This window comes from Enterococcus sp. AZ103 (assembly GCF_051714685.1).
Taxonomy (GTDB): domain Bacteria; phylum Bacillota; class Bacilli; order Lactobacillales; family Enterococcaceae; genus Enterococcus_A; species Enterococcus_A alishanensis.
In genome coordinates, this window is record NZ_JBIOSI010000001.1 from 2071390 (window position 1) to 2093873 (window position 22484).

At 35.6% G+C, this 22484-nt stretch carries 29 protein-coding genes and 1 tRNA gene; 26 read left to right on the forward strand and 4 right to left on the reverse strand.

Annotated features, from left to right (window positions below; translation table 11 throughout):
* Positions 1–64 precede the first annotated feature (64 nt).
* The 24 genes from ID741_RS10455 to ID741_RS10570 all read left to right on the forward strand — a co-directional run bounded on the left by ID741_RS10455 (position 65) and on the right by ID741_RS10570 (position 17553).
* Positions 65–1162, forward strand: a complete 1098-nt coding sequence (locus ID741_RS10455) for a putative phage abortive infection protein (protein WP_438719926.1) — start codon at positions 65–67, stop codon at positions 1160–1162.
* A gap of 182 nt (positions 1163–1344) precedes the next feature.
* Positions 1345–1995 (forward strand): DUF4355 domain-containing protein, encoded by a 651-nt coding sequence (locus tag ID741_RS10460; protein ID WP_438719927.1) that lies wholly within the window; start codon positions 1345–1347, stop codon positions 1993–1995.
* 15 nt (positions 1996–2010) lie between these two features.
* Positions 2011–2295, forward strand: a complete 285-nt coding sequence (locus tag ID741_RS10465) for a hypothetical protein (RefSeq protein ID WP_438719928.1) — start codon at positions 2011–2013, stop codon at positions 2293–2295.
* 15 nt (positions 2296–2310) lie between these two features.
* Positions 2311–3333: a major capsid protein gene (locus tag ID741_RS10470; protein ID WP_438719929.1), complete on the forward strand. Its 1023-nt coding sequence runs from the start codon at positions 2311–2313 to the stop codon at positions 3331–3333.
* 12 nt (positions 3334–3345) lie between these two features.
* A complete protein-coding gene (locus ID741_RS10475) occupies positions 3346–3498 on the forward strand; it encodes a hypothetical protein (RefSeq protein WP_438719930.1) in 153 nt (50 codons plus the stop codon).
* A 2-nt stretch (positions 3499–3500) separates the two neighbouring features.
* Positions 3501–3836, forward strand: coding sequence for a phage head-tail connector protein (locus tag ID741_RS10480; RefSeq protein ID WP_438719931.1), 336 nt, complete (start codon positions 3501–3503; stop codon positions 3834–3836).
* Positions 3836–4180, forward strand: coding sequence for a hypothetical protein (locus tag ID741_RS10485; RefSeq protein WP_438720464.1), 345 nt, complete (start codon positions 3836–3838; stop codon positions 4178–4180). Before ID741_RS10480 ends, ID741_RS10485 begins: the two co-directional genes overlap by 1 nt.
* A complete protein-coding gene (locus tag ID741_RS10490) occupies positions 4180–4719 on the forward strand; it encodes an HK97 gp10 family phage protein (protein WP_438719932.1) in 540 nt (179 codons plus the stop codon). Before ID741_RS10485 ends, ID741_RS10490 begins: the two co-directional genes overlap by 1 nt.
* Positions 4716–5081: a hypothetical protein gene (locus tag ID741_RS10495; protein WP_438719933.1), complete on the forward strand. Its 366-nt coding sequence runs from the start codon at positions 4716–4718 to the stop codon at positions 5079–5081. Before ID741_RS10490 ends, ID741_RS10495 begins: the two co-directional genes overlap by 4 nt.
* 13 nt (positions 5082–5094) lie before the next feature.
* Positions 5095–5535, forward strand: a complete 441-nt coding sequence (locus ID741_RS10500; protein WP_438719934.1) for a phage tail tube protein — start codon at positions 5095–5097, stop codon at positions 5533–5535.
* Between the two features lie 71 nt (positions 5536–5606).
* Positions 5607–5978, forward strand: a complete 372-nt coding sequence (locus tag ID741_RS10505; protein WP_438719935.1) for a DUF6096 family protein — start codon at positions 5607–5609, stop codon at positions 5976–5978.
* 32 nt (positions 5979–6010) lie between these two features.
* Positions 6011–6352, forward strand: coding sequence for a hypothetical protein (locus ID741_RS10510; protein WP_438719936.1), 342 nt, complete (start codon positions 6011–6013; stop codon positions 6350–6352).
* Positions 6353–6355: 3 nt separating this feature from the next.
* Positions 6356–10747 (forward strand): hypothetical protein, encoded by a 4392-nt coding sequence (locus tag ID741_RS10515; RefSeq protein ID WP_438719937.1) that lies wholly within the window; start codon positions 6356–6358, stop codon positions 10745–10747.
* Between the two features lie 13 nt (positions 10748–10760).
* Complete coding sequence (locus ID741_RS10520; RefSeq protein WP_438719938.1) at positions 10761–11120, forward strand: DUF6711 family protein; 360 nt, start codon at positions 10761–10763, stop codon at positions 11118–11120.
* A 9-nt stretch (positions 11121–11129) separates the two neighbouring features.
* Positions 11130–13631, forward strand: coding sequence for a gp58-like family protein (locus ID741_RS10525; protein ID WP_438719939.1), 2502 nt, complete (start codon positions 11130–11132; stop codon positions 13629–13631).
* On the forward strand, positions 13621–13758 hold the full coding sequence (locus tag ID741_RS10530) for a hypothetical protein (RefSeq protein WP_438719940.1): 138 nt from the start codon (positions 13621–13623) through the stop codon (positions 13756–13758). Before ID741_RS10525 ends, ID741_RS10530 begins: the two co-directional genes overlap by 11 nt.
* Positions 13758–14693: a hypothetical protein gene (locus tag ID741_RS10535; RefSeq protein WP_438719941.1), complete on the forward strand. Its 936-nt coding sequence runs from the start codon at positions 13758–13760 to the stop codon at positions 14691–14693. The genes ID741_RS10530 and ID741_RS10535 overlap by 1 nt, the downstream gene beginning before the upstream one ends.
* Positions 14694–14711: 18 nt before the next feature.
* Complete coding sequence (locus tag ID741_RS10540) at positions 14712–15053, forward strand: hypothetical protein (RefSeq protein WP_438719942.1); 342 nt, start codon at positions 14712–14714, stop codon at positions 15051–15053.
* Entirely contained in the window at positions 15046–15159 is a 114-nt protein-coding gene (locus ID741_RS10545; protein ID WP_438719386.1) for a CD1375 family protein, read from the forward strand. Before ID741_RS10540 ends, ID741_RS10545 begins: the two co-directional genes overlap by 8 nt.
* A gap of 37 nt (positions 15160–15196) precedes the next feature.
* Positions 15197–15325 (forward strand): CD1375 family protein, encoded by a 129-nt coding sequence (locus tag ID741_RS10550; protein ID WP_438719943.1) that lies wholly within the window; start codon positions 15197–15199, stop codon positions 15323–15325.
* A 38-nt stretch (positions 15326–15363) separates the two neighbouring features.
* Positions 15364–15786, forward strand: coding sequence for a phage holin family protein (locus tag ID741_RS10555; protein ID WP_438719944.1), 423 nt, complete (start codon positions 15364–15366; stop codon positions 15784–15786).
* Positions 15786–16625 (forward strand): peptidoglycan recognition protein family protein, encoded by an 840-nt coding sequence (locus ID741_RS10560; RefSeq protein ID WP_438719945.1) that lies wholly within the window; start codon positions 15786–15788, stop codon positions 16623–16625. The genes ID741_RS10555 and ID741_RS10560 overlap by 1 nt, the downstream gene beginning before the upstream one ends.
* Before the next feature lie 283 nt (positions 16626–16908).
* Positions 16909–16982, forward strand: a tRNA-Ile gene (locus tag ID741_RS10565).
* Positions 16983–17082: 100 nt separating this feature from the next.
* Positions 17083–17553 (forward strand): universal stress protein, encoded by a 471-nt coding sequence (locus ID741_RS10570; protein WP_438719946.1) that lies wholly within the window; start codon positions 17083–17085, stop codon positions 17551–17553.
* Positions 17554–17714: 161 nt separating this feature from the next.
* Here the strand turns inward: ID741_RS10570 and ID741_RS10575 are convergent, their stop codons facing one another.
* From ID741_RS10575 to ID741_RS10590, 4 genes are all read right to left on the reverse strand, one after another.
* On the reverse strand, positions 17715–17912 hold the full coding sequence (locus tag ID741_RS10575; RefSeq protein WP_438719947.1) for a hypothetical protein: 198 nt from the start codon (positions 17910–17912) through the stop codon (positions 17715–17717).
* A gap of 125 nt (positions 17913–18037) precedes the next feature.
* Positions 18038–18301: a hypothetical protein gene (locus ID741_RS10580; RefSeq protein ID WP_438719948.1), complete on the reverse strand. Its 264-nt coding sequence runs from the start codon at positions 18299–18301 to the stop codon at positions 18038–18040.
* Between the two features lie 68 nt (positions 18302–18369).
* Entirely contained in the window at positions 18370–18690 is a 321-nt protein-coding gene (locus tag ID741_RS10585) for a DUF5960 family protein (RefSeq protein WP_438719949.1), read from the reverse strand.
* Positions 18691–18706: 16 nt separating this feature from the next.
* A complete protein-coding gene (locus ID741_RS10590) occupies positions 18707–18922 on the reverse strand; it encodes a hypothetical protein (protein WP_438719950.1) in 216 nt (71 codons plus the stop codon).
* Between the two features lie 580 nt (positions 18923–19502).
* On the opposite strand from ID741_RS10590, the gene ID741_RS10595 reads away from it, so the two are divergent.
* Complete coding sequence (locus ID741_RS10595) at positions 19503–19694, forward strand: helix-turn-helix domain-containing protein (protein ID WP_438719951.1); 192 nt, start codon at positions 19503–19505, stop codon at positions 19692–19694.
* A 945-nt stretch (positions 19695–20639) separates the two neighbouring features.
* Positions 20640–22484: a DNA/RNA helicase domain-containing protein gene (locus ID741_RS10600; RefSeq protein ID WP_438719952.1), complete on the forward strand. Its 1845-nt coding sequence runs from the start codon at positions 20640–20642 to the stop codon at positions 22482–22484.

Consider the following 22484-nt stretch of genomic DNA (forward strand, 5'->3'; position numbering starts at 1 on the left):
AAAGCAAATATTTCCTAGAATGAAATTGTCTTTTTTGATATTATTTATTTAAGGGGATGATCTTGTGAAAAGAGAATGGGATGAGATATACGAATTTTTTAAGAGTATTTTATCAATCTTAAAAAAATACAAATTCAGAATTTTTCTAGTTTTGTTTTCAATAATTTTATTTTTTGTGTTTTATCCATACTTTGTTACTATTGTAAATCTTATTCCATTTGGTAAAAAAGTTGATGGGAGACTAACAAATGTTAGTAGACTTGAATTACTAAAAATCTTTATATCTTTGATAGGTCCAATTCTGACATTTTTGCTTTTCAGAAACACCATAATAATGCAAAAAAAGAATGAAAAAAAACAAGAAGATTTGGAGTTTAATCAACGCAATTTGGAAATAAAACAAAGAGTAGCACAGAATAAGTTGGAGAAAGATAGAATTAAAAAAGAACAATTGCTACAAATTAATGAAGAATTTTATCAATTGTTAAATTTATTTTTAAAAGTACAGGAAGATAAAAAGGTCAATGAGGCAATTGATTGGATAAACTATACTGTAATCAATGGTGAGCAAGGATTCTTAAACAATTATGATTTTAAAGAAGCCTTTACTCCTAGCGCAGGTTCTGCAGCAATGCCCCATCCGCAAAGAATGAGATATTTTGATAAGATGGGTAATGCATTTCTTACAATAGAGACGCCCATTGATGATGAGATAAAAACTAAAAACAAAATAATAAAAAAACAATTTGAACAAGTATACAATATCACTGGTAGATACTTTAAAATATTTCATAGAATTTTGAAAGTATTAAATGCATACCTAGATGATGAAAATAGTGCTTTGGACTATGAAACGTATAAAAAATATATAGGGATTTTACGAACGCAAGTTTCAGCAGGTGAATTTTTAGTTATTTTATTTAATTCGTTATATGCAGTAAGGGGGAACGGTCTAGGAATTCAGTTAATAGGTAGTGGATTTTTTGGAGATGAAAATGATTTTGTTACAAATCAACATTTTACGACTCCCACTGATCAGTCGTGGTTTCTTAATCTTACATTAGCCAATGCAACTAATCGATTAAAAAGAATAGGCATAGTTGATAAATTTAAGCAGCAAGACCTTTCGTTATTTGAATATTTAACTTCATATTCTGAGTAGACGACTAAGTGAAGTGCTAATTTGTCTTTAGATTGTAGACGCTATAAAGAACAGTCAAATAATCGTGTGTGGATTTAAAAATGAATATCAAAGAGTAAGCACTGTGTCTGGGCTATAGCGTAGATGGAGTGCTTTTTGTTATGTCAAAATTTTAAATGTGCATGGGAAAAGGAGAATTACCAATGATCAAAAACAAAATGATGATGAAGAACTTTGTGCGAACTATAAGTGCTCAAAGACTGATGAAAATGAACTTACAGCTATTTGCTGAAGGAGATGGTACTGGTGACAGTCCAGAGGGTGCAGACGGTGAAGCACCTATTTCTTTCGCTAGTCAGTCAGAGCTAGATTCTTTTATCGACAAACGCTTGTCTAAGTCATTAGAAACGGCTAGAACTAAATGGGAAACAGATGCTAACAAACGAGTTGAAGAAGCTAGATCAGAAGCAGAACGTTTAGCAGCCTTATCTGCAGAGGAAAAAGCGACAGAAGAAGCAAAAGCTAAAAATGCCGAAGATGAAAAACGTTTAGCTGATATTACCCGTCGTGAATTGCGTCTTGAAGCGCTAGAAATTCTAGCAGAAAAAGAATTACCAAAAGAGTTGATTGAAACAATTGTCTTAACTGACTCAGATGCATGTAAAGCTTCAATCGAAGCGGTGGAACAAGTTTTCAGATCAGCAGTTGAAGATGCAGTTAATAAAAGACTAGCGAATTCAGCTGATAATCCCGCTGGAAACAATGGTGGTGCTGCATCGACATCAGTTGCAGAAAAAATTGCTAAACAAGCAAATGAACAATCACAACCTAAAGATAATCTTTGGGGTAAATAATAGGAGGAATCGAATATGTATGTAAAACCAACAAACAATGTTGAAGAAATTAACTTTTTAGCTAGTGCTCATTATCAGAACTTCACTTATCAAGCTGATAAATCTTACAAAGCAGGTGAAGTATATCCGGCCAATGATTCAACAGCTATCGGGATTGTCTTCAACGATGTAACAGTAGATACAGATACTGGTAGTCAGCCTGTAGCAATTATGGTGGAAGGCTATGTCTTAAAGGACCGTTTGACAGATGCACCAGACGCTGCTGCTATTACTGCAATGAAAGACATCAAATTTAGATAATTAGGAGGAAAAACAATGCCAGCTATTACAGAATTATTTAGTCAAAACGAAGTACTAAACTATGTTCGCAATCGTGAATATAAACCATTATTAGGAGAAACACTATTTCCAGAACGTAAGACACCATCATTAAAGTTTGATCAAATCCGTGGTGGTAGCCGAATTCCAATTGCCGCGTCTGTCCATGCATTCGATACAGAGGCAGAAATCGGTAGTCGTCAGGCTTCAAAAGAAGAATTGAAACTTACTTTAATCAAACGCAAAATGCAATTAAATGAAGAGGATATCATTGCATTAGAAAACCCTCGGACACAAGCCGAACAGGACTACCTAACTAGTCAAGTCTACAATGACATTGATGTATTAGTGACTGGTGTTCGAGCTCGAATTGAAGCAATGCGTATGGAAGTATTGTCTTCTGGAAAAATTACTGTTGCAGAAAACGGATTGAATCTCAATGTTGATTACCATGTTCCTACCAATCACAAAGAAGCTTTGTCTGGTACAAGTGTATGGACAGATGAGTCTGCAGATCCTTTAGCTGATATTGAGCGTTGGATTGATGCTCTAGATACGACACCAACACGAGCATTAACTTCTCGGAAAATTTACCGAGCTTTAGCTAGTCATCCTAAAATCATTGCGGCAATCTTTGGTCGTGACTCTGGACGCGTGGTTTCTCAAGGTGATTTGGATGCGTTTATGGAGACCCATGGTTATCCAGTTATTCAGACTTATGATGAAAAATATCGCGTTCAGCAAACTGACGGTAGCTATGCTACGAAGAAATATTTTGCTGAAAATCGTTTTGTCATGTTCAATGACGATTTACTAGGTGAAACATTGTATGGTCCAACTGCTGAAGAAACACGATTGACTCGTGACCCATCAGTGGATACTAGCTTAGTTGGAAATGTCTTGGCTTCTGTTTACGATGAAACTCGCGATCCAGTGGGAACATGGACCAAGGCAGTTGCGACAGCTTTACCATCTTTTGCGGCAGCAGATGAAGTATTCCAAGCACAACCAATTGCATAGGGGGAATACTAAATGAATGTGAAAGTTAATAGTATTTCTGTATTTTACAATGGTGTTCGTTATCAAAAAGATGACGAACTAACCATTGAGAAAAAACATTTTAATGAAAAACTTTTTACAGAAATTAAAGTCAACAAAAAGAAGAATGCCTCTAAGGAGGGATAATCTTGAACGAAAAGAATCAGCCAATTCTAAAAAAGCTAGCGGAAGAGCTAACTAGAAAGTTTAAAATTACAGATGATGAAGACTTAAAAATCCTGGCCGATGATTTAAGGGATGCAGCTATCGATGCGCTGGATTATTGCAATAGAGATGTGTTGGTTGGAAACATGTCTTCAGCGGTTAAGGATTTATATGTTTTTCGTCGAAACACAGAAGGTAATGAGGGTGAGTCGTCCCGATCAGAAGGTGGTGTTTCTCAAACCTTTGAAATTGGTATTCCAACAAAAATTAAGTCTAAACTCAATCGTTATCGAGTAGCCAAAGTGAGGTCGTTTCCATGATGCGCCTAAGAAAACGTGATTTATCTACAGTCTATTTAAAAAAGCGACTATCTGAGTTTGATGACGAAGGAAATTCACAAACAGGATACGAGACTGATGCAGTAGAACTACAAATGAATGTGCAATCTGCTGGTGGTCAGGTAATGGCAGCAGTTTATGGTGAGAGCTTGCCTTATATTAAATCCTGCAAATACCAAGGTGATTTAATTAAGCCGGGACATAATGAAAAAGACGGCATTTGTTTATATGTACCAAAAGAAGAAGATCCTGACTATCAGATTATTGCTATCGAACCCTATTCAACACACTTGAATATCACACTAAAGAAATTAGGTGATAGCTAATGGGTGTTGAAATTAGAGGAATGGACAGACTAAAAGCAAAACTTAAAGCAATGCCTAAGGTAGTGGAAGATGCAGTCTGGGATGGCACGTTTGAGATTGTGGAAGAAGTAGCCACAAACGCTGCAAGTAGACTGCAATCCTCAGTTAAACATGGTAGCGGTGAGCTTGCTGGGTCAATCAAACATGAAGTAGTAGTTGATGCGTCAGGTAAAGTCGTCGGTCGCGTATGGTCTGATAAAGATACAGCTATTTATCGTGAGTTTGGGACTGGACCAGTTGGTGAAGCAAGTCCAAAAGACTTACCACCAGGTATCAATCCAGTGTACTCACAAGAACGTTGGTTCATACCTGCTAATAAAGTGGCGATTGATTTAGAAGCTATTTATGGTATTCCAAGAGTGACGATTAAAGACCAAGACTTTTTTATTACGAGAGGTCAACCGGCAAGACCGTGGTTGTATCCATCACTAAAAGAAGTGGAAGAACAAGCACCAAGCATTCTAGCTGATTATGTGAAGGAAGGACTGAAGAAACTATGACAAAAAGATACAATGTTAAACCAGATATTGTAAAAGCTTTGAAATCAGTATCTGAGTTGAAGGTGGTTTCTGCAGAATATCCGAATACGTGGTCCAGTATGCCGGCAGCTATCTATTCAACAAAAGCCAAACCAAACAAGTTAGACATTTCAGAAAATGAAACCCTGACTGAGTGGACAGTAAAAGTTGATCTATATAGCAACAAATCACTCACTACCGTTCAACAAAAAGTGATAGATGCACTAAAAGCAATTGGTTTTAGGAATACTGAAACTGATGATAATAACAATGAAACATTTAAGCGTTCGATTATGACTTTTAAAGGAGTTGTAGATAATCGGACGCTTTTAGTTTATCAATAGGAGGAAACCAAACATGAAAAAACAAAAATTAATCATCCCAATGGATTTACAAAAATTTGCTGGGCTATTATCAAAAGATACTAAACTATCAATGAAGTCAGGAGCAGAGACAGCTTTCACTGAACTGAAAGGCCTACAAGCAGTTCCTGAGGTTGGTGGTGATCCTGAACAAGTGGATATTACTACTTTAGCTGATGCAACCAAAAAATATATTTCTGGAATTCAGGATATGGATTCATTAGAATTCACATTCTTATATGACAAGGCTAGTTTTACTAAATTGAAAACCATTCAAACTTCAGGAAAAGAGGCTTCTTTTGAATTGGAATATCCTGATGGTGCAGTGTGTTCTTTTAAAGGTGGAGTAACAGTTAAAATGGGTGCAGGTGAAGTAAATGGTGCGTATCAATTTACGCTATCTGTCACTGTTTCAGAAGGTCCAGATTGGGCTTAGTAAATATGAATTGATCAAACGGCTAAGAAATACTTAGCCGTATTTTTTTTAATTATAGGAGGAATTTATATATGAAACCGATGAAAGTTGAATTTGGTAAGAAAACATTATCTTTAGTATTAGATGGAAAGGCTACAGTTGATATTGAAAAACGTTTGGGACAGTCGATATTTGGTATTTTGATGAATGGCAACGGAGGATTCAAAATGCCTCGTCTAGGAGAGATGCTAACGATTCTACATGCAACTAACCAGACAGCTAATATCAAAATGGCCGATATGCCAGAGCTGTACGATGAATATGTTGCCAGTGGTGGCTCTATGATGAAATTAGTTGAAGTTATTCAAAAGCTAATGGAAGAAGCAGGTTTTTTCGGCTCGGAGGAAGAAACAGACAAAACAGATCTAATTGGGGACAATCCAGAGGACGAGAGCCTAGTGTAGGTTTCTCGTCTTTTTCAGATTTATTGGAAGAAATGTATCCCAAAGCAGTAGAAGCAGGTATTGATGCAGACAAATATTGGTCCATGACTTATGAAGAAATTGTTGTTCAAGCCGAGGCAAATGTTGCTAAGCGAAAGCAAGAATTAGAACAACAGGCAATGCTTGATTATAAAGCAGCACAATTGAATGCTTACGCATTGAATGAGCCTAAAAAAATGCCTAAGTTTGAAGACCATTATCCATTTGCCAATAGCGATGTTGAGACAAAAGAACCGAACCAACAACAAGATTGGCAAATTATGAAAGCTAGAATGATAGAAAGAACAGAAATAATAAAAAGAACGAAAAAACATCAAGCTGAGGAAGGGGGATAACTAATGGAATTAGAAAGACTGGAAGTTGTCTTTGATGGTGACCTTTCCCCTTTTGAGCAAAAGCTTGAAGCCATGCAAAGTAAATTAGACACGATTTTGGGTCGTGTAAAACAGACTTCTACAAAAAGCGTAGATTCAGTTGAGAAAGATTTTAATAGTAGCCAAGGATTTGACAAATTCACAAAACAAATTGAAAAAATGAACGCAAATTTTGAGAAACAAATGAACAAGATGCAACAAACTTCCTCAAAACAAGGGACAGCAATGGGAAATAATTTAGCTAGTGGTGTTTCTAAAGGCGCTGCTAAAATGAGCCAAGACGTGCAAGCGCAAGTGGATAAGATTAATTTAAAAATGCAACAAGCCAAAGCAGCACAAGCAAAGATGGCCAATCTTCAATCTGATAGAAACGGTGCTTCTGTATCTGGAAATGGGAAAGCAACTACCAGAATAGATGACCAAATGGCTAAAACTCAAATCCAAATGAACAAGGCTCAGACTGATGCACAAGCAATGGTTAGAAAGTTAAAATCTGAATACGATGCTATACCTAGTTCATTAAATACTATATCTGGAAAGATGGAAGCTAACGAACGACAAATTGAGGCGATGCGTTCTAAAGTTAAAGCGCTGAATGCTGAAATGAAGTCTCAGCAAATAGAGACAGGAAGTTTTTCATCTGGAAAATGGCAGTCAACTGGTACAGAAGATACACCAAAATCAACTAAGACATCAGAAGCAATAGCCAAACAATCAGCTAAAATGGAAAAACTGATTATGGACAACGATGCTCTACAACAAGCCTATGCAAGAACGGAAGATCGTGCCAGTGTACTAAAGACAGCATTAGGAAAAGTTAATACTGAACTAGGCGAGCAGCCTGTAAAAAGTAGAATGGCATCAAACGGCATGAGAAATTTAGCAAATTCTACCAAACAATCCCAAGGGCTTTTTTCCAGATTAAGAGATTCTATGAGAAGTTCATTAGGAAACATGGGAAATCTATTTAATCGACAGTCTAAAGCTGTTTCTAGTGGTACAAGAGGTATGAATCGATCAATGGGCGGTTTTTTAGGGACAGTAAAACTATTATGGTCCCAACTGTTTATCTTCAGTTTCTTGTATCAAGGAATTATGCAATTGGCTGGCGGTCTGTGGTCAGCATTAAAAACGAATGCGCAATTTTCAGCTAGTTTGAATCAAATTAAAGTAAATTTATTAACTGCATTTTATCCAATTTATCAGGCAGTTTTACCTGCTATTAATGCACTAATGTCAGGATTAGCAAAAGCTACTGGTTACATTGCTAGTTTCATTTCTACTTTATTCGGTATGAATATTGGTGATGCATTTAGTGGAGCACAAGGATTGATGAATGGTGTTCAAGCGTTAAATGATACTGGAACAGCCGCCGATTCAGCAGCAGATGGCTATGATGAAATGGTCGCTTCAATCAAAGAATCTAATAAGCAATTAAAGGCGCAACATGATAAAACAGAGGCTGCTAGAAAAAAAGCACAAGAGTATAAACGGCTTTTAGCTGGTTTTGACGAGTTGAACATTTTAGATTTTAGCGAGGATTCGTCTGATTCAGAGGAGTTTACGCCACAAGAGATTCCTAAGCGTCCAGATGCGGGGAAAACTACTAGCCCTTGGGCAGACTTTTCTAATGCTAAAATACCAGATACGCCAAAATGGTTAACTGATTTTGCAGGCAAGTTTAAAGACATTATGTCCCGTCTATTTGATCCAATCAAACAGGCTTGGGATGCACAAGGAAAAAAAGTAATAGATGCATGGAAATATGCTTTAGGTGAAGTGATTGGCTTGGTACAATCTATTGGCAGAAGCTTTATGGAAGTTTGGACCAATGGGACTGGACAGAAATTTGTAGAAAACCTTTTAATCCTTTTAGCAGACGTTCTAAATATCATAGGAGATATTGCAGGTGCATTCAAACGTGCTTGGGATGACGAAGGTCGTGGTACGGCTTTAATTCAATCCTTCTTTGACATGTTTAATGCAATTTTGGAGTTGTTACATCAAATTGCAGAATCCTTCAGGAATGCATGGAATGACAGTGTAGGTGAAAGTATAGCTGCAAACTTGCTAGAAATTTTTACCAATATCAATAATACGATTGGAAACTTAGCAACACGATTCTCCGAAGCATGGCAAGCCGGTGGTGTAGGTGAGTCAATCTTTAGGACGATTCTAGGTATCATTGATGGTTTGTTAGGAAATATCAACGGTATGACAGCCGCAACTGCGGAATGGGCTAAAACACTTGATTTCACACCATTGTTAAATTCCATTGATGGTCTTTTAAAATCTATTCAACCATTAACTCAAAACATCGGTGATGGGTTGGAATGGTTTTATACCAATGTCCTTTTACCTTTGGCAAGTTTCACGATTCAAGACTTAATTCCAGCTTTTCTTGATGCGCTCAGAGGAGCTATTAATTTACTAAATGGTGTAATTGAAGCGCTGAAGCCATTATTTCAGTGGCTTTGGGACAGTATGTTAAAACCAATAGCTGAATGGACTGGCGGAGTAATTGTTGATGTCCTAAAGGCATTAGGAGATGCTCTTACGAATTTAGGAAACTGGATGAAGGAGCATAAAGAGGTTATCCAAGGAATTGCGACAGTGTTACTATCTCTAGCTGCAGCTTGGGGGATTGTTCAGGGGGCCATAGCTATTGCTTCGGTAATATCAACTATTATTGAAGTGGTAACAATATTAGGAACCTTAATTTCTAAGGTTGGTCTTATCCAAACAGCAGTGACGCTTTTAGCACCAGTTGTAGGTGGTCTAAGCGCCCCAATATTAGGTGTAATAGCAGCTATAGCAGCTTTGGGTGCAGCATTCGTACTAGCTTATCAAAATAGCGAACCTTTTAGAAACTTTATAAATAATTTATTAGAAGATATAAGAATTTTTGCGGAAAAAGTTTATACAGAATATATCCAACCAGCGATTGAAGAAGTAACCACTGCTTTTCAAAATGCATTCGAAAAGATAAAAGGCTTTTGGGATCAGTATGGGCAACAATTTATGGAGGCTTGTTCTAACATCATCCAATTCATATGGTCAATTATTGGGCCTTTCGTACAAGCATTCGCGGATACATTTAAGGCTCTATTTGACAACGTTGCCGGGATTGTGAGAACGGCATGGGATTTAATAAAAGGTATTTTCTCAGGGGCTTTTGATATCATTACCGGTTTAATCAAGGTTTTCACTGGTATTTTTACTGGTGATTTCAAAACTGCTTTAGACGGTGTGAAAGATATATTTTCTGGCGCATGGGGAATCATTACCTCCGGGTTCGAAGCTTTTATAGAAGGATTCAAAGGTATTGCTAAAACAATTGGAAATGTGCTTATTGCACCAATTGAGGGAGCAGTTAATGGTATTATCGGAGGAGTTAATTGGGTCCTTGACGCTGTAAATGTAGACATGAGAATAAGTAAATGGGATGCTCCAAAATTTTATGCAAAAGTGACCAATTATCATCCAGGAGGTCCTGCAGTTGTTAATGATGCTTCAGGCTCTAATTATCAAGAAATGTTCAAGCTACCCGATGGAAGAATGGGTATGTTTCCTAAACAAAGAAATATGCTTATTGATTTGCCTAGAGGTTCTCAAGTATTACCAGCAAATATGGTACCAAATTATGCCGGTGGTGTTTTTGATACCTTTAAAGATTTCTTTTCTAATGGCTTTGATAAGGCCAAAGGAATTGCTGAAGATGTTTGGAATGTTATTTCCGATCCTTCTAAACTTGTAGACATGGCTATGGAGCAGTTTGTTAACTTGAGCGGTATGTTAGAACCGATGTGGTCCATTGCTAAAGGTGCACTTTCTACTGTGAAAGACTCATTGATTAATATGGTTGTTGATACGATTAATCAATTCACCGGATTCTCTGAAGGAGGATTAGTGGATCAGTTTGGATTTTACAAATTGGCAGAAAATGACAATCCTGAGATGGTTGTTCCATTAAGCAAGCCACAGTTAGCTTTTCAGAGGATTAATGAGGCATTAGATTTTATGGGTTATGATGGTATACCCGATTTAACCATGCCGGAAGTATTTAGAGATTCTTCTGACGGATACTCTGGTTCTAGTTACTCTAAAGGAAATACAAGAACCACCTCTGTTACTGGTACCGGATTAGAAGGACTAAATAGTAACCTAATCGCTTCACTAGGTGAGACAGTCGCAAGTGCAATTATGGCGGCTTTTAGTAACTTAAATCTTAAAAATGATTCTAACGAACCAATTGAAGTGATTTTACAAGTTGACTCTACTCGACTTGGACAAGTGACTATTAAGGGAATTAATCAGTATCACGAACAAATTGGTACGATTGCGCTAAATCTATAAAGGAGATGAATGAATGGAGTTCATAATTGCTGGAAACAAAGTAAAAATGCCAAAAGAGATTTCTGTTTCAATCCAGACTTTAGATAGCGGATCTAGCGGAAGAAATGCCAATGGTGATATGGTTAGAGATATTTTGGCAAAGAAAACAAAAATAGATGCAAAATGGGGACCTTTGAATACTTCAGAGGTCTCTTTAATTTTACGAGCAATTGATGGTGCTTTTTTTGATATTCGTTATTTTGATCCACAAGAAGGTGGACTAATCACAAAAAGCTTTTATTGTGGTGATCGTAGTATTCCTGTGTACTCATGGAATAATAAATTTTCAACAATGATGTGGCAAGGATTGTCTGTGCCCTTTATTGAGAAGTAGGTGGAGAACATGTTAGGAGTTTCAACTAAATTTCACCAAGCTTTTAAAGAAAGTGATAGGGAAATATATGTAAAAATTCACGTAAATGGTATGACTTATTCTGCGGATAAAATAAAATCTATGGAATATTCTTCAGGTGCATTAGGAGGCGAAAGTTTTCAAATAGGTTCTACCCAATCGGCTGCACTAAAAATTACCTTCACTGAAATCATAGAAGGATTGAAAGAACTAGATACTATAACTGTTGAACTAGGCATAAAAATTAAGGGTAGTGGACTGCCGTCAAATATAGAAAATGTTTCTCGAATAGGTAGTGCTAAAGTGGGGCGTGCCAGGTTGGTGACCTTTGTTCCTGATAAATTTGAATTTGTCCCATTAGGAACTTTTTATATTAGTGATCGAGTGGATCCTAACAGAAATGAAGGGACAACTACTTTGGAAGCTAGAGATGGCTTTATTTTTATGGAGGGTGCTTATGAATCGAAGCTATCCTATCCAACTCGTTTAGCCAATGTAGCAATAGAAATTGCCAACAAGAGCGGCGTTAAAATTGATCCAGTTTCATTTAATCACTTAAGTACCTATACAATATCTAAACCTGAAGGCTACACTTATAGACAAGCGATTGGTCTGATTGGTCAGTATGAGGCTGGGTTTGTATGTTTTGACAGGAATGGTCAACTGGCCATCCGACAACTGACAGACCCAAAATTCTTTATAGCACCAAGTGAGTATTTCTTAAAAGGGTTGACGAAAAATGAATTGCTTTTTCAACCAAAAGGTATTTCTTGTAAAGTCATTAAAAAGAAAGACGGTTCCAGCAATGAAACCATTACTTTACAAGCTGGTTCCACCAATGGCCCACAAATTACTATAGAGAACAATACAATGACACAGTCTTTACTAGAACAGATCTTTACAAAAGTGAAGAACCTCAATTATTATCCCATTGATCTTAAATGGCGAGGAAATCCTGCATTAGAAGTAGGAGATTGGGTTACTATGACTGATCGAATGGGTAAAAATTTCAAAACACCTATTTTGAATTACACATTGGTGTTTGACGGAGGCTTAACATCCACTATTAGTGCTGATTCTAAGTCTCAATCGGGAAGCGTTACTGCCTTTAAAGGTCCGCTGCAACAACAATTAGAAAATATTGATTATAGACTAGACGCCGCTGGAAAAAACAATGTTTACAGTGGTACAGCGAAACCTAAGAATCCTCAAGAAGGAGATATTTGGTTCAAAAAAGATGGTCCAGATGATGAGATATGGGTGTATCAAAAATTAGAAGATGGAAGTTTCGATTGGGTAATGACTACATCAACTCGAATGGCTGATGAGATCAAAGAGCAGATCGAAAATGCCACGCCATCAGATGAAATAGTGAAGACCATTAATTTAAGTCCTGAAATGGATGGAAAAGATTGGCTGAAAATTAGTGGGGCTAAGATTTGGCTAACCAATGAAACGAAAATTGATAAAGCCATCATTACATCTGCCATGATTGCAGAAGTAGATGCTGGAAAGATTCGCACAGGGACATTAGATGCTAGTCAGATCACAGTAACCAACTTAAACGCTAATTCAATTTCGACAGGAATAGCTAAAGGTAAAGATTTGAGTATTAACTTTGATACTGGAGCTGTCGACTTTTCAAGAGGGAAAATAATCGGTCCTAATCTCAGTATGGACGTTACTAACGGAACCTTAAAAAGTGTCAGTTCAAGGCTGTATAACAATAAATATGTGCTTGAAATTGAAGAAGGGAAACTTTTCTTCAAACCTGAAAATATCCTTACTAAAGCTTCAACGGGTATTATTCCAGATGGTACTGGTGAAACAAGTTGGGTCACAAGAATTGGTGTAGGATCTAGAAGTAATGCCGGGTTATCATTGACAGCAGGTTACTATTTGGAAGGTTCAAATTTCAATGTAGACTTTAATAAAGCAGCTGAGATTGATTTATCTTATATTGACTCTAAAAGTATAATTGGCATTAGGGCAAATGAAATTAATTTTGCTGGGGTTAATGGTATTGGGCAAGCAACAGTAAATTTTAAGCGAAATGTCAGTGTAAGTATTATAGAAAGTTTAAAAATCCACACTAATTTAAGCGTTGTAGGTTCAAAAAATGCGATACACCCCACAAGAGACGGTGTGCGGGCCACTCCAGCTTATGAGCTAGCAGAAAGCTACCTCGGAGATATTGGTAGGCATGTTACCAATGAAGAATGTAGCGTGTGGGTTCCAATAGATACCCTCTTCTCAGATACAGTGAATACCGATCTTCCTTATGAGGTCTTTCTTCAATCCTACGACAACGATGATGTATGGGTATCAGATTTTAAATCTGGTGCTTTTTTAGTTTGTTCCCATAAACCAAATACACGTTTTGTTTGGGAGATTAAAGCTAAAAGAAGAGGTTACGAGAATGAACGGTTAAAATTGCAAGGAATGGATAATAACGAAATAGATAGAGTGTGGGGTGATACTGATGGAAATTAACGCAGAACAACTAATAAAGGAATTAGTTAATAAAATAGGTGCACTTGAGTTAGAAAATGCAAAACTTACAGTTGCCTTAAACAGCCAATCAAAGCCAATTAAAGACGATAAAGTAGGTGAAGACTAGTGGCTTACACGAAACAAACATGGAAACAATATGATGACAACAAAACAGAAGAACAAAATATTCAGGATGGCGCTGTTGTAACAGCGGAGAGAATGAATCGTATTGAAGAAGGTTTAGAAAACCACTCCACAGATAAGACTAATCCCCATGGGGTGACTAAAAACCAAGTGGGGTTAGATAAAGTTGATAATGTTCAACAAGCACCAAAATCCGATTTTGACACTCATGTGGCAAATAAAAACAATCCTCACAGTGTAACTAAGTCTCAAGTTGGGCTAGGTAATGTTGATAATGTTCAACAAGCGCCTTTAACCGACTTTACTACACACAAGAATGACAAGACTAATCCCCACAGCGTAACAAAAGCACAGACAGGATTGGGAAGCGTAGATAACTATTCCACAGCCACACAGTCTGAGGCTGAGCTAGGCACTTCATCAATAAGATTTATGACACCATTAAGAGTATTCCAAGCAATTGCCAAGTGGACCTCTGGCAAGTTTATGGAATTGACCGGTAATCAGACAGTTGCTGGAACAAAGAACTTTAAAGATGGTCTTCAATTAGCAGGAAAAGTTGTTCAAGCGGGGATTGTTGAAAGGGCCATCACAGATTCAGATCGTAGTGACACAACCTATGTGACAGGAGTCAATGGTGTCTTAACCAGAGTTGGAAATGTTGTGACTTTAGCTTTCAATTTCCAATGCAATACCTGGCCATCTGGCACGGAAACAAGATGGGTCATAAAGATACCAACAGGTTATCAACGAAGTGGATCGACACCAGTTTTGCATCCATTGACCTTATTAAGAAATGCGGCACAACCGACAGATGCACGGGCTTATTTAGATGGGATAATCGTTAATGTAAAATCTGGAAACGGTAGCTCGTATGTTTCTGGAACTTGGATTACCCAAGACGATTGGCCAAGCTAAAAAAAGGAGTGAATAAAATTGAAAACCATTTATAAAGTATTATATCCCATCGGTTTTGAAACTGTTGAGGTTGGTGATACTTATGAGCCACAGGTACCATATACGGAAGTTACACCTCTTGTTCTAAAAAAGGAACAATCACAATACTTTGATTTTCCATCTGAAAAGTGGGAAGAGGCAAAAACCCTTGATGTTTCAAAACAACTAAATTTATTGGAGAGTCTCTTTACAGGAAATCAAAAAGAGAATGAGGCATTAAAAGAGAAGCAACTAAACATGGATGCACAATTAACAGATGCACAGATTGCCATTGCAGAAGTCTTTGAGATAGTCGCTGCTGGAGGTGAAACAAATGGCTAAAATCTATGCCAGTTTAATCCAGAAAGGGTTGAAAACAATTGAACAAGTACCAGATAAAATTAAAGACGAAGTCCAAGCTATCCTTGATTCAGAGATTGAAAATTAGGATGGCTTTTTTGATGCTTAGAAAAGAGGTGAACACCATGGCTGTAGTATATGCAACCTTAGTCATTAAGGGTAAACGAGTAATCGATGAAGTACCTGAAAAAATTCGTGAAAAAGTAAAAGAAATTTTAGTTGATATGGATCTGCCGGAATTAGCTGGGGAATAATCGTTGGAGAGTCAAAATAGAGAAGGAAAGTGAGATTTATGGATATGAGGATGTTGATTTGGGCAGAAATGATGATGAAAAACGAGTATGGGAAAGTCATTGTTTGGCTTGGCGTTATTTTGTTGTTAATGTCTATTGATATTATTACCGGGTGTATTCAGGCCTATGTGAACCACGATTTAAAGTCTGGGAAAATGAGTACTGGACTATTGAAAAAATTTGCTTTGTTGCTGGTGTTAGTGGCAATAGTACCTTTTACAGTATTATTGCCAGATGTTATTTCGGTTAGTGTGATTGTCGGTGTCTATATATTAGAAACTCTGAATGAGTTTGTGAGTATCGTTGAAAATTTGAGTAAGTTAGACATTTCGACTTCTATGTTTGATCCGGTAATTAAAAGACTTCAAATAAGTAATAAAAATGAACAAGAAAAAAATAATGAGAAGAAGGAGGATGAATAATGGCCGGAGAAATATTTAGCTCTTTAACTACTAGTGTGAATCCTAATGCAATGAATGCCGGTAGTAGAAATGGGGTTGCGATTGATCGAATAATTCTACATCATAATGCAACGACTAATAAAGATGTAGCAATGAATACGTGGCTAGCTAGTGGCGGTGCAGGAACATCCGCTCACTATGAAATTACAGATACTGAAATTATCGGTTGTGTTGGAGAACAATATGCAGCGTGGCATTGTGGTGGAACAGGTCCTAATGATCCACCTAAAATAGCTAATCCAAATTATCGTTCAATCGGATTAGAAAATGTTAACTCTAGCGGTGCACCTTCATGGTCTGTTTCAGAAGCCACACATATAAATTGCGCTAAACTAGTCGCAGATATTTGTACTCGCTATGGGATACCTTGTGATCGACAACATGTATTAAAACACAGTGAAGTCACTTCTACAGCATGTCCAGGAGGACTTAACGTAGATAGAGTTGTTCAATTAGCTCAAGAGTTTCAAAAAGATGATCTATTTACACCAATTCAACCAGAAAAAGAAGAACTTAAAAAACAGGAGGAAGAAGATATGAATTACGCATTTGCAAATAGAAACGCAATCTTTTATGTACAAGGACCGAAAGTGAGCGTGTTACACAGCGAGGCTGATTGGAATGCCATGCAAGCAATCTACTCTCAAACACACGATGGAAAACAGATTAAAGTATTTGACTGGATGGACAATAATTCCACAGCCGATGCAGTTTTTCGGACTTTAGGATATTACGAAGACGAAGCATTCAGAAATTCAGTTACTGAAGGTATTGATAATATCAAAAAGAATTTAAAGTAATTCACTAAATCAGTATATTACTGGTAAAATATTTTGAATATTGATATAATTTTTCTGTCATATAAAAAAGTAACACTCTTAAAAAGAGAGCAGCAGAATCAGATAACTTGGGGAAGTAGATCTGAGGGAATTCTGTTGCTCTCTATTTTTATTGTAACATATGTTCGCCATCTAAAAATAAAAAATACCGCCACCTCAAACGAGATGACGGAATAGTAAAACTATCAAGGAGAGGGTCGCTCTCTAACAAAATTCTACCAAATAATGTATACTAATACAAGTCGTACCCTTAGCTCAGTTGGTTAGAGCAGACGGCTCATAACCGTCCGGTCGTAGGTTCGAGTCCTACAGGGTACATAGCCACAGTGAAATAATTTACAATATTTTAATTTTGCAATAAACTTATTAGTGAAATAATCATTTTATTTCTTTAATAATATTGAAATGAGGTATTTTTATGAAAAAGAAAATTTTAGTTTTAATGGAAAACACTGGATCCCCTCAAAGGGCATTAAAAGAAGCAGAACATTTAGCAAAAAATGATTCTTCTGAACTTCATGTTTTAATTTTCAATACGAATCAAAAAGAAATTTATGAAATAGAAGAAGAACAAACGTACTCTTTAGCGGGTGATATTAGCGGAGAAGAAATAGCTCGAGAAGAAAATGCAATCAAGACTATTGAAAATGAAGATGCTGAAAAAACTGATAAGTTTGTTTCTGAGCTTAGAAAGACTGTTTCAGTAAATCTGATGATATCATATGTAACTTCTTCTATTAAAAGTGATGTTGTGACATATTCTGAAGAAAAAAATATAGATTTAATAATTCTAGGACAAGATGAAGCCATGTATAGTCGCCGTGGTTTTGATTCATTAATAAAACATGTAGTAAATAAGACTAACTCTGATTTACTGGTAGTCAAATAGTTACTAGAAAAAAATAATTTAAGAGAGTCCTAGTTGGATCAGTAGCTTACCGTATATTAAATAAATCTTACGGCATCTTTTAGTAGTTAAATAGTGAATGAGAGACCACTACTAATCTAGTGGCCTTTTTTATACAACAAAAAAGCCCGGAAAATCGGACTTTACAAACCTAAATCATCGGTTAATCTGTCTTTATTCAATATTCTAAACTGCTTAACTATTATCTCATCATAGCTATCGTAAATATCTTTAACCCCACCAATTGAAATGATATACTTATTATCATGTAAACCTAGAAGTTTTACGCCTAAAAATAAATCTCCAATAACACAATTAACGATAGAGCTTTCAGTAATCAATGTGAATCTCGTAAGACTCGTACTAAACCTTATGTTTGTCATAATACCAACGTGTTTTATTATAAAAAACACCCCATATAGTATTATAAGGTCGGAAGAGATTTAATTCCAATAAATTCATTTTATTACCATAAATCAATCATTTTAATCAAATTATCTGGATTTAATACAATTAATTGCCTAACTATTAATTGTTCCTTCACATTAAATAATCCTACAACTTCTGCTGTGTATTTATCATCTGGTAGCATCAGGATACGTTGACCTAATATTTCCTTAGCTGTAATACAGTTGATACTCTTATCATCTGACTTCAAGGTAAATCTCACCAACAGCGGTTTATCTTTCAGCAGTCTAATCTTCGTCAACAATCCTGTAACTTTGTCCATGTGATCACCTCGGAATTAGTATAGCATAGTACCGTAGGCCTTATAAAAATCATTATAAACTAGCTAAGTTACTTACCAAAATCATATCCTTTATAGTTGTGTCGGAAGATTGTGGAACCAGAAGGAGAGTTGTAGTCTTTTGGTTTCAAAACTTGGACATCGAAACGGAAATATAAGTTTCTTCTCTTTTTATTTTTCTTAGCAGGAATCAAAAAATAATCTTTCTTACTATGGAATAAAGTCAATAGTAAGCTGTCGTGAAAAGCAAAGAAGGGTATGGGTTCCATTATCACTGACATTAAGTCTATTTCTAATTGATCAGTTGATTTAAAATGATATGGGAATTCCGCTCTGACATGAATATTTTCGTTTTCAAATGGATATACCATATTAAGCACCTCAAAATTATCTAGATTTTAAATCAGCTTCAAGAATATAACGACGCTTTAATTTGTTGTCAGATTGAACTATCTCTTTTGTGATATTGACTTCTTTTACTGACTTTCTTTTTGAAGGAATATTGGTAATACTTATATCTATTTCATTTTGTGTAGTAATATCGCTGTCTTTATAAAAGTCTCCGTATTCATCTCCCAAATACTTCCTAATGAAATCTTCCATCATAACAATCACCTCAATAACATTATGCGAACGAATGTTCTATTTTATAAAGTGAACAAATCATAAAATTTAAAGTAGGAAGAAAAATACTCTTATAGTAGTTTTCCTATTTCCTACATTTTTCCGACTTTCGGGAAAATATCTAAAAGTATTAATAAGCATAAATAGAACCGTACACAGAAATCAAAAAGAGGATGAAGCTATCAGTGGCAAGTATTGAGAGGTTTTTAAAAATACGCTGAAGTACTCTAGAGGATAGCGTAACCACAGGAAATTGTTATGGTGGTATCCAACAATTTTCCATTAGATTTTTCGAATTTTGCCTTAGCGGCTGAATTCCAAAAACTGTCTGATAAAGATCAATCTTTACTAATTCAAAAGTATATTTTTGGATATTCAGACAATGAGATCTCTGTTCAGCTATCGATGACTAGGCAAGGTTTAACAAAAAAGCGTCAACGTATTCTAGAAAAAATTCGAAAACGTCTAATTCATTAGTTTTAAAAAACTATATGATTCGTGCTCCTTCTGAAGCACTCACTGTAGAAAATGAGTGATAAGAAAATGGAGGATACGTAAAATGAAATCTTTGGTGGAACTTGTTCTTCTTGTTCAAAAGGAAGATGAAGAGGCGTTTTCACAAATTGTGGATAGTTTTAAACTATTGCTGATTAAAGAATCATGCAGAAATGGGAACTTTGATGAAGATTGCTACCAGGAATGTATGATTAGATTATATCTGGCTCTAAAAAAATTTAACATTCGAGAATAATTACTTTTTAAAGGTAATCGTGAAATCAATTTCTTTTATTATTCAAGAAAGGTAGGTACAAAGCTAGGGACCTACCTTTCTTTGAAAACAAAAATTAGCTCTCAGATAAGTTGCTTTGATTTTGATTGACACTTAAAAAATATTTTTGGAGGTTTGATTATTATTCTGTTTTTATTAGGTTTGTTTGTAGGATGTATGCTTGGAGCAACTATAATGAGGTGCTTAGCTGCTGGAAAGTATGATGATATAACTTCTGGAAGAGAGTAAATTACATACATATAAATAGAGGTGGAAGGGCTATTACTTTGCAACTAGTTAAATAAAAATAGAACGGAAAAGATATTGTACTGACTTTGTTTTTATTGATAGTATTTTTGTTTTTGACGCAATTTTACAAGGCGGTTGTAAACAAAGTAAAAGCCGTAATTGGAAATGATTTGATAATCGAAGTATTTTACTGCGTCGTTATCAAAAAGACAATCAAGTAGGTAGACTTAGATTAAATTTTTTAGATAAGTTGATCGGAATAATGGGTATAGCATCAAGCTACATAGAGTATTAAACTGATAGAAATTTTGAGTTGAGAAATATGTTGATGGTACTACGATATTTCTTTCAGAATCAATGATTGAAAGGTAAATACAATCCATTTGTCATAATAAATAAAAAAAGAGGAGTAACGAATTTGCTTTTGCCCTGGGCATTTGTTTCGTTTACTACTCTTTTTTGCTTATTCTATTATTAAGTTTGATTTTGAATCTAGAAGAAAATGTAAGGAGAGCAATCGATTTATGGAACTATAGAAAAAGTAATTTGACAGCCTAGTCACTGTATGTAATAGAGATACTCCCATATAACAATATTCTATCCACTTAATCTTTTCTGAGAATCATATTAAGAGTATACTTTAAATATCTATACAATTTTTGAGAGAGGGGTATTCCAATGCACTTTTTAATAAATGATCAGATTTCAAATCTAGCATTATTATCTGGTGAAGAACTAGTAGATCAAATGCTTCAAGTTGATATGGAACATTCTATCCAAGAACAACTATCTTGGAAAAATTCTCTATACTTGTTGATTAAACTGCTTAATAATGAAGGATTTGGCAACTTGTGGTTAGCGGCGGAATATTCACTGACAGCAGATAGAAGAATTGATGCCATTATCTTTGGTTATTCTAGTCAACGACAATCTACCGCAATTATTGTTGAGTTAAAGCAGTGGGAAAACCTTGCTCCTAATATTGAGAAACAAAAAACGAATGTGAATGTTTGTATCGGAAATAGAAATGAGTATAGAGTACATCCGATTTATCAGACAGTGAATTATACACGTGATCTGAAAGCCCATCATGAAGTTGTTGCTAATAAGAAAATCGATTTATATGCCATTCAATATTTACATAACTTTATTGGAGATAAAAATGCCTTTTTCTCTGAAATGTATGAAGAATATCAAAAATTATCTTCCAGTTTTTTTGTTAAAGGTGATGAGCAACTTTTAGTTAATTACCTGAGAAATCATTTTGATACAACGAAAAGTAGTAAGCAAGTAGCAATGGATTTTCTTGAAGGAAGATACATTATTGGGCAGGTTGGTTTTAATGGTTTGAGAGATGTAATCAATCGGAAAGATAATGCGATTATGCTAGAAGATCAAATTGAAACTTCAGCACAGATTAGCCAGATAATTAAAGAATTCACCCACAGTCCGAAAAATACAGCAATTATTATAAAAGGTGCTGCAGGAACGGGGAAAACAATTATTGGCATTCATTTACTTTTTCTTGCTCAGCAATATGGTCTTAAAATCAATGATATGGTTTTTACTTTCGCTAAAAGTAGAATGTTACGAGAAGTAGTCAAAAATGAAGCGGGGTTGATGCAACACATTCCGTATCTAGACGGTATTGCTTCAAAGGATTATTCGTTAGTTGTAGTTGATGAAGCGCATAGAGATACTGATATCAACAAGACCATTAGGAGTTTATTTAGTCATAGCAGAAGACCTAAAATTGTAGTATTTTTACAGGATGACCATCAAAGAGTTTTATTAGAGGAAGCTGGGTCGGTTTCAAATTATCGAAAGGCACTACATGAGTTAGGAATTGAACCATTTATTTTCAATTTGATAGTTCAAAAGAGATCAGGAAATCAAGGGGATTATGTAGATAGAATTCATAATTTATTTTTTGATTGTACTAAAGAAATTTCAAGCAAGAGTACCTTTGAAATTGTGTTATCAGACTCCTTAAAAACAATTGACGAGCAATTATTAAAGATGAAAGACTTAGGTCAAACTGCAAAATGGTTTGCGCCATATGATTGGCCTTGGAAATCTAGAAATAATCTTACCATTAGTAATGATATTGAGATTCAGGATAAAGATGGAACGATTTTTCAAAAGCAGTGGAACCCTATGAAGAATCAGTATGAATGGTATAAAGATGCTGACAAAACGGCATTTAATCAAGTGGGCTCAGTCTATACAGCGCAAGGATTGGATTATGATTACACTGGTTTCATTTGGTATGATGATTTGAGATGGGATACAAATAATAATAAGTGGATCTTTGATATCTCAAAAGTAAAGGATCCAACTTTTGTTAAGCAGGTTGAACGTTTTTTAAGTTCACATAATTACTCTGAAGCAGCTTGTGATGAAGTTCTGGAGATTTTTTTAAACCAATACTATGTCTTATTAACAAGAGCGAAAAAAGGAATTTTCTTGTGGTTTAATGATAAGAATACCGAAGACTACGTTATGAGTGTTTTAAAAAGATAG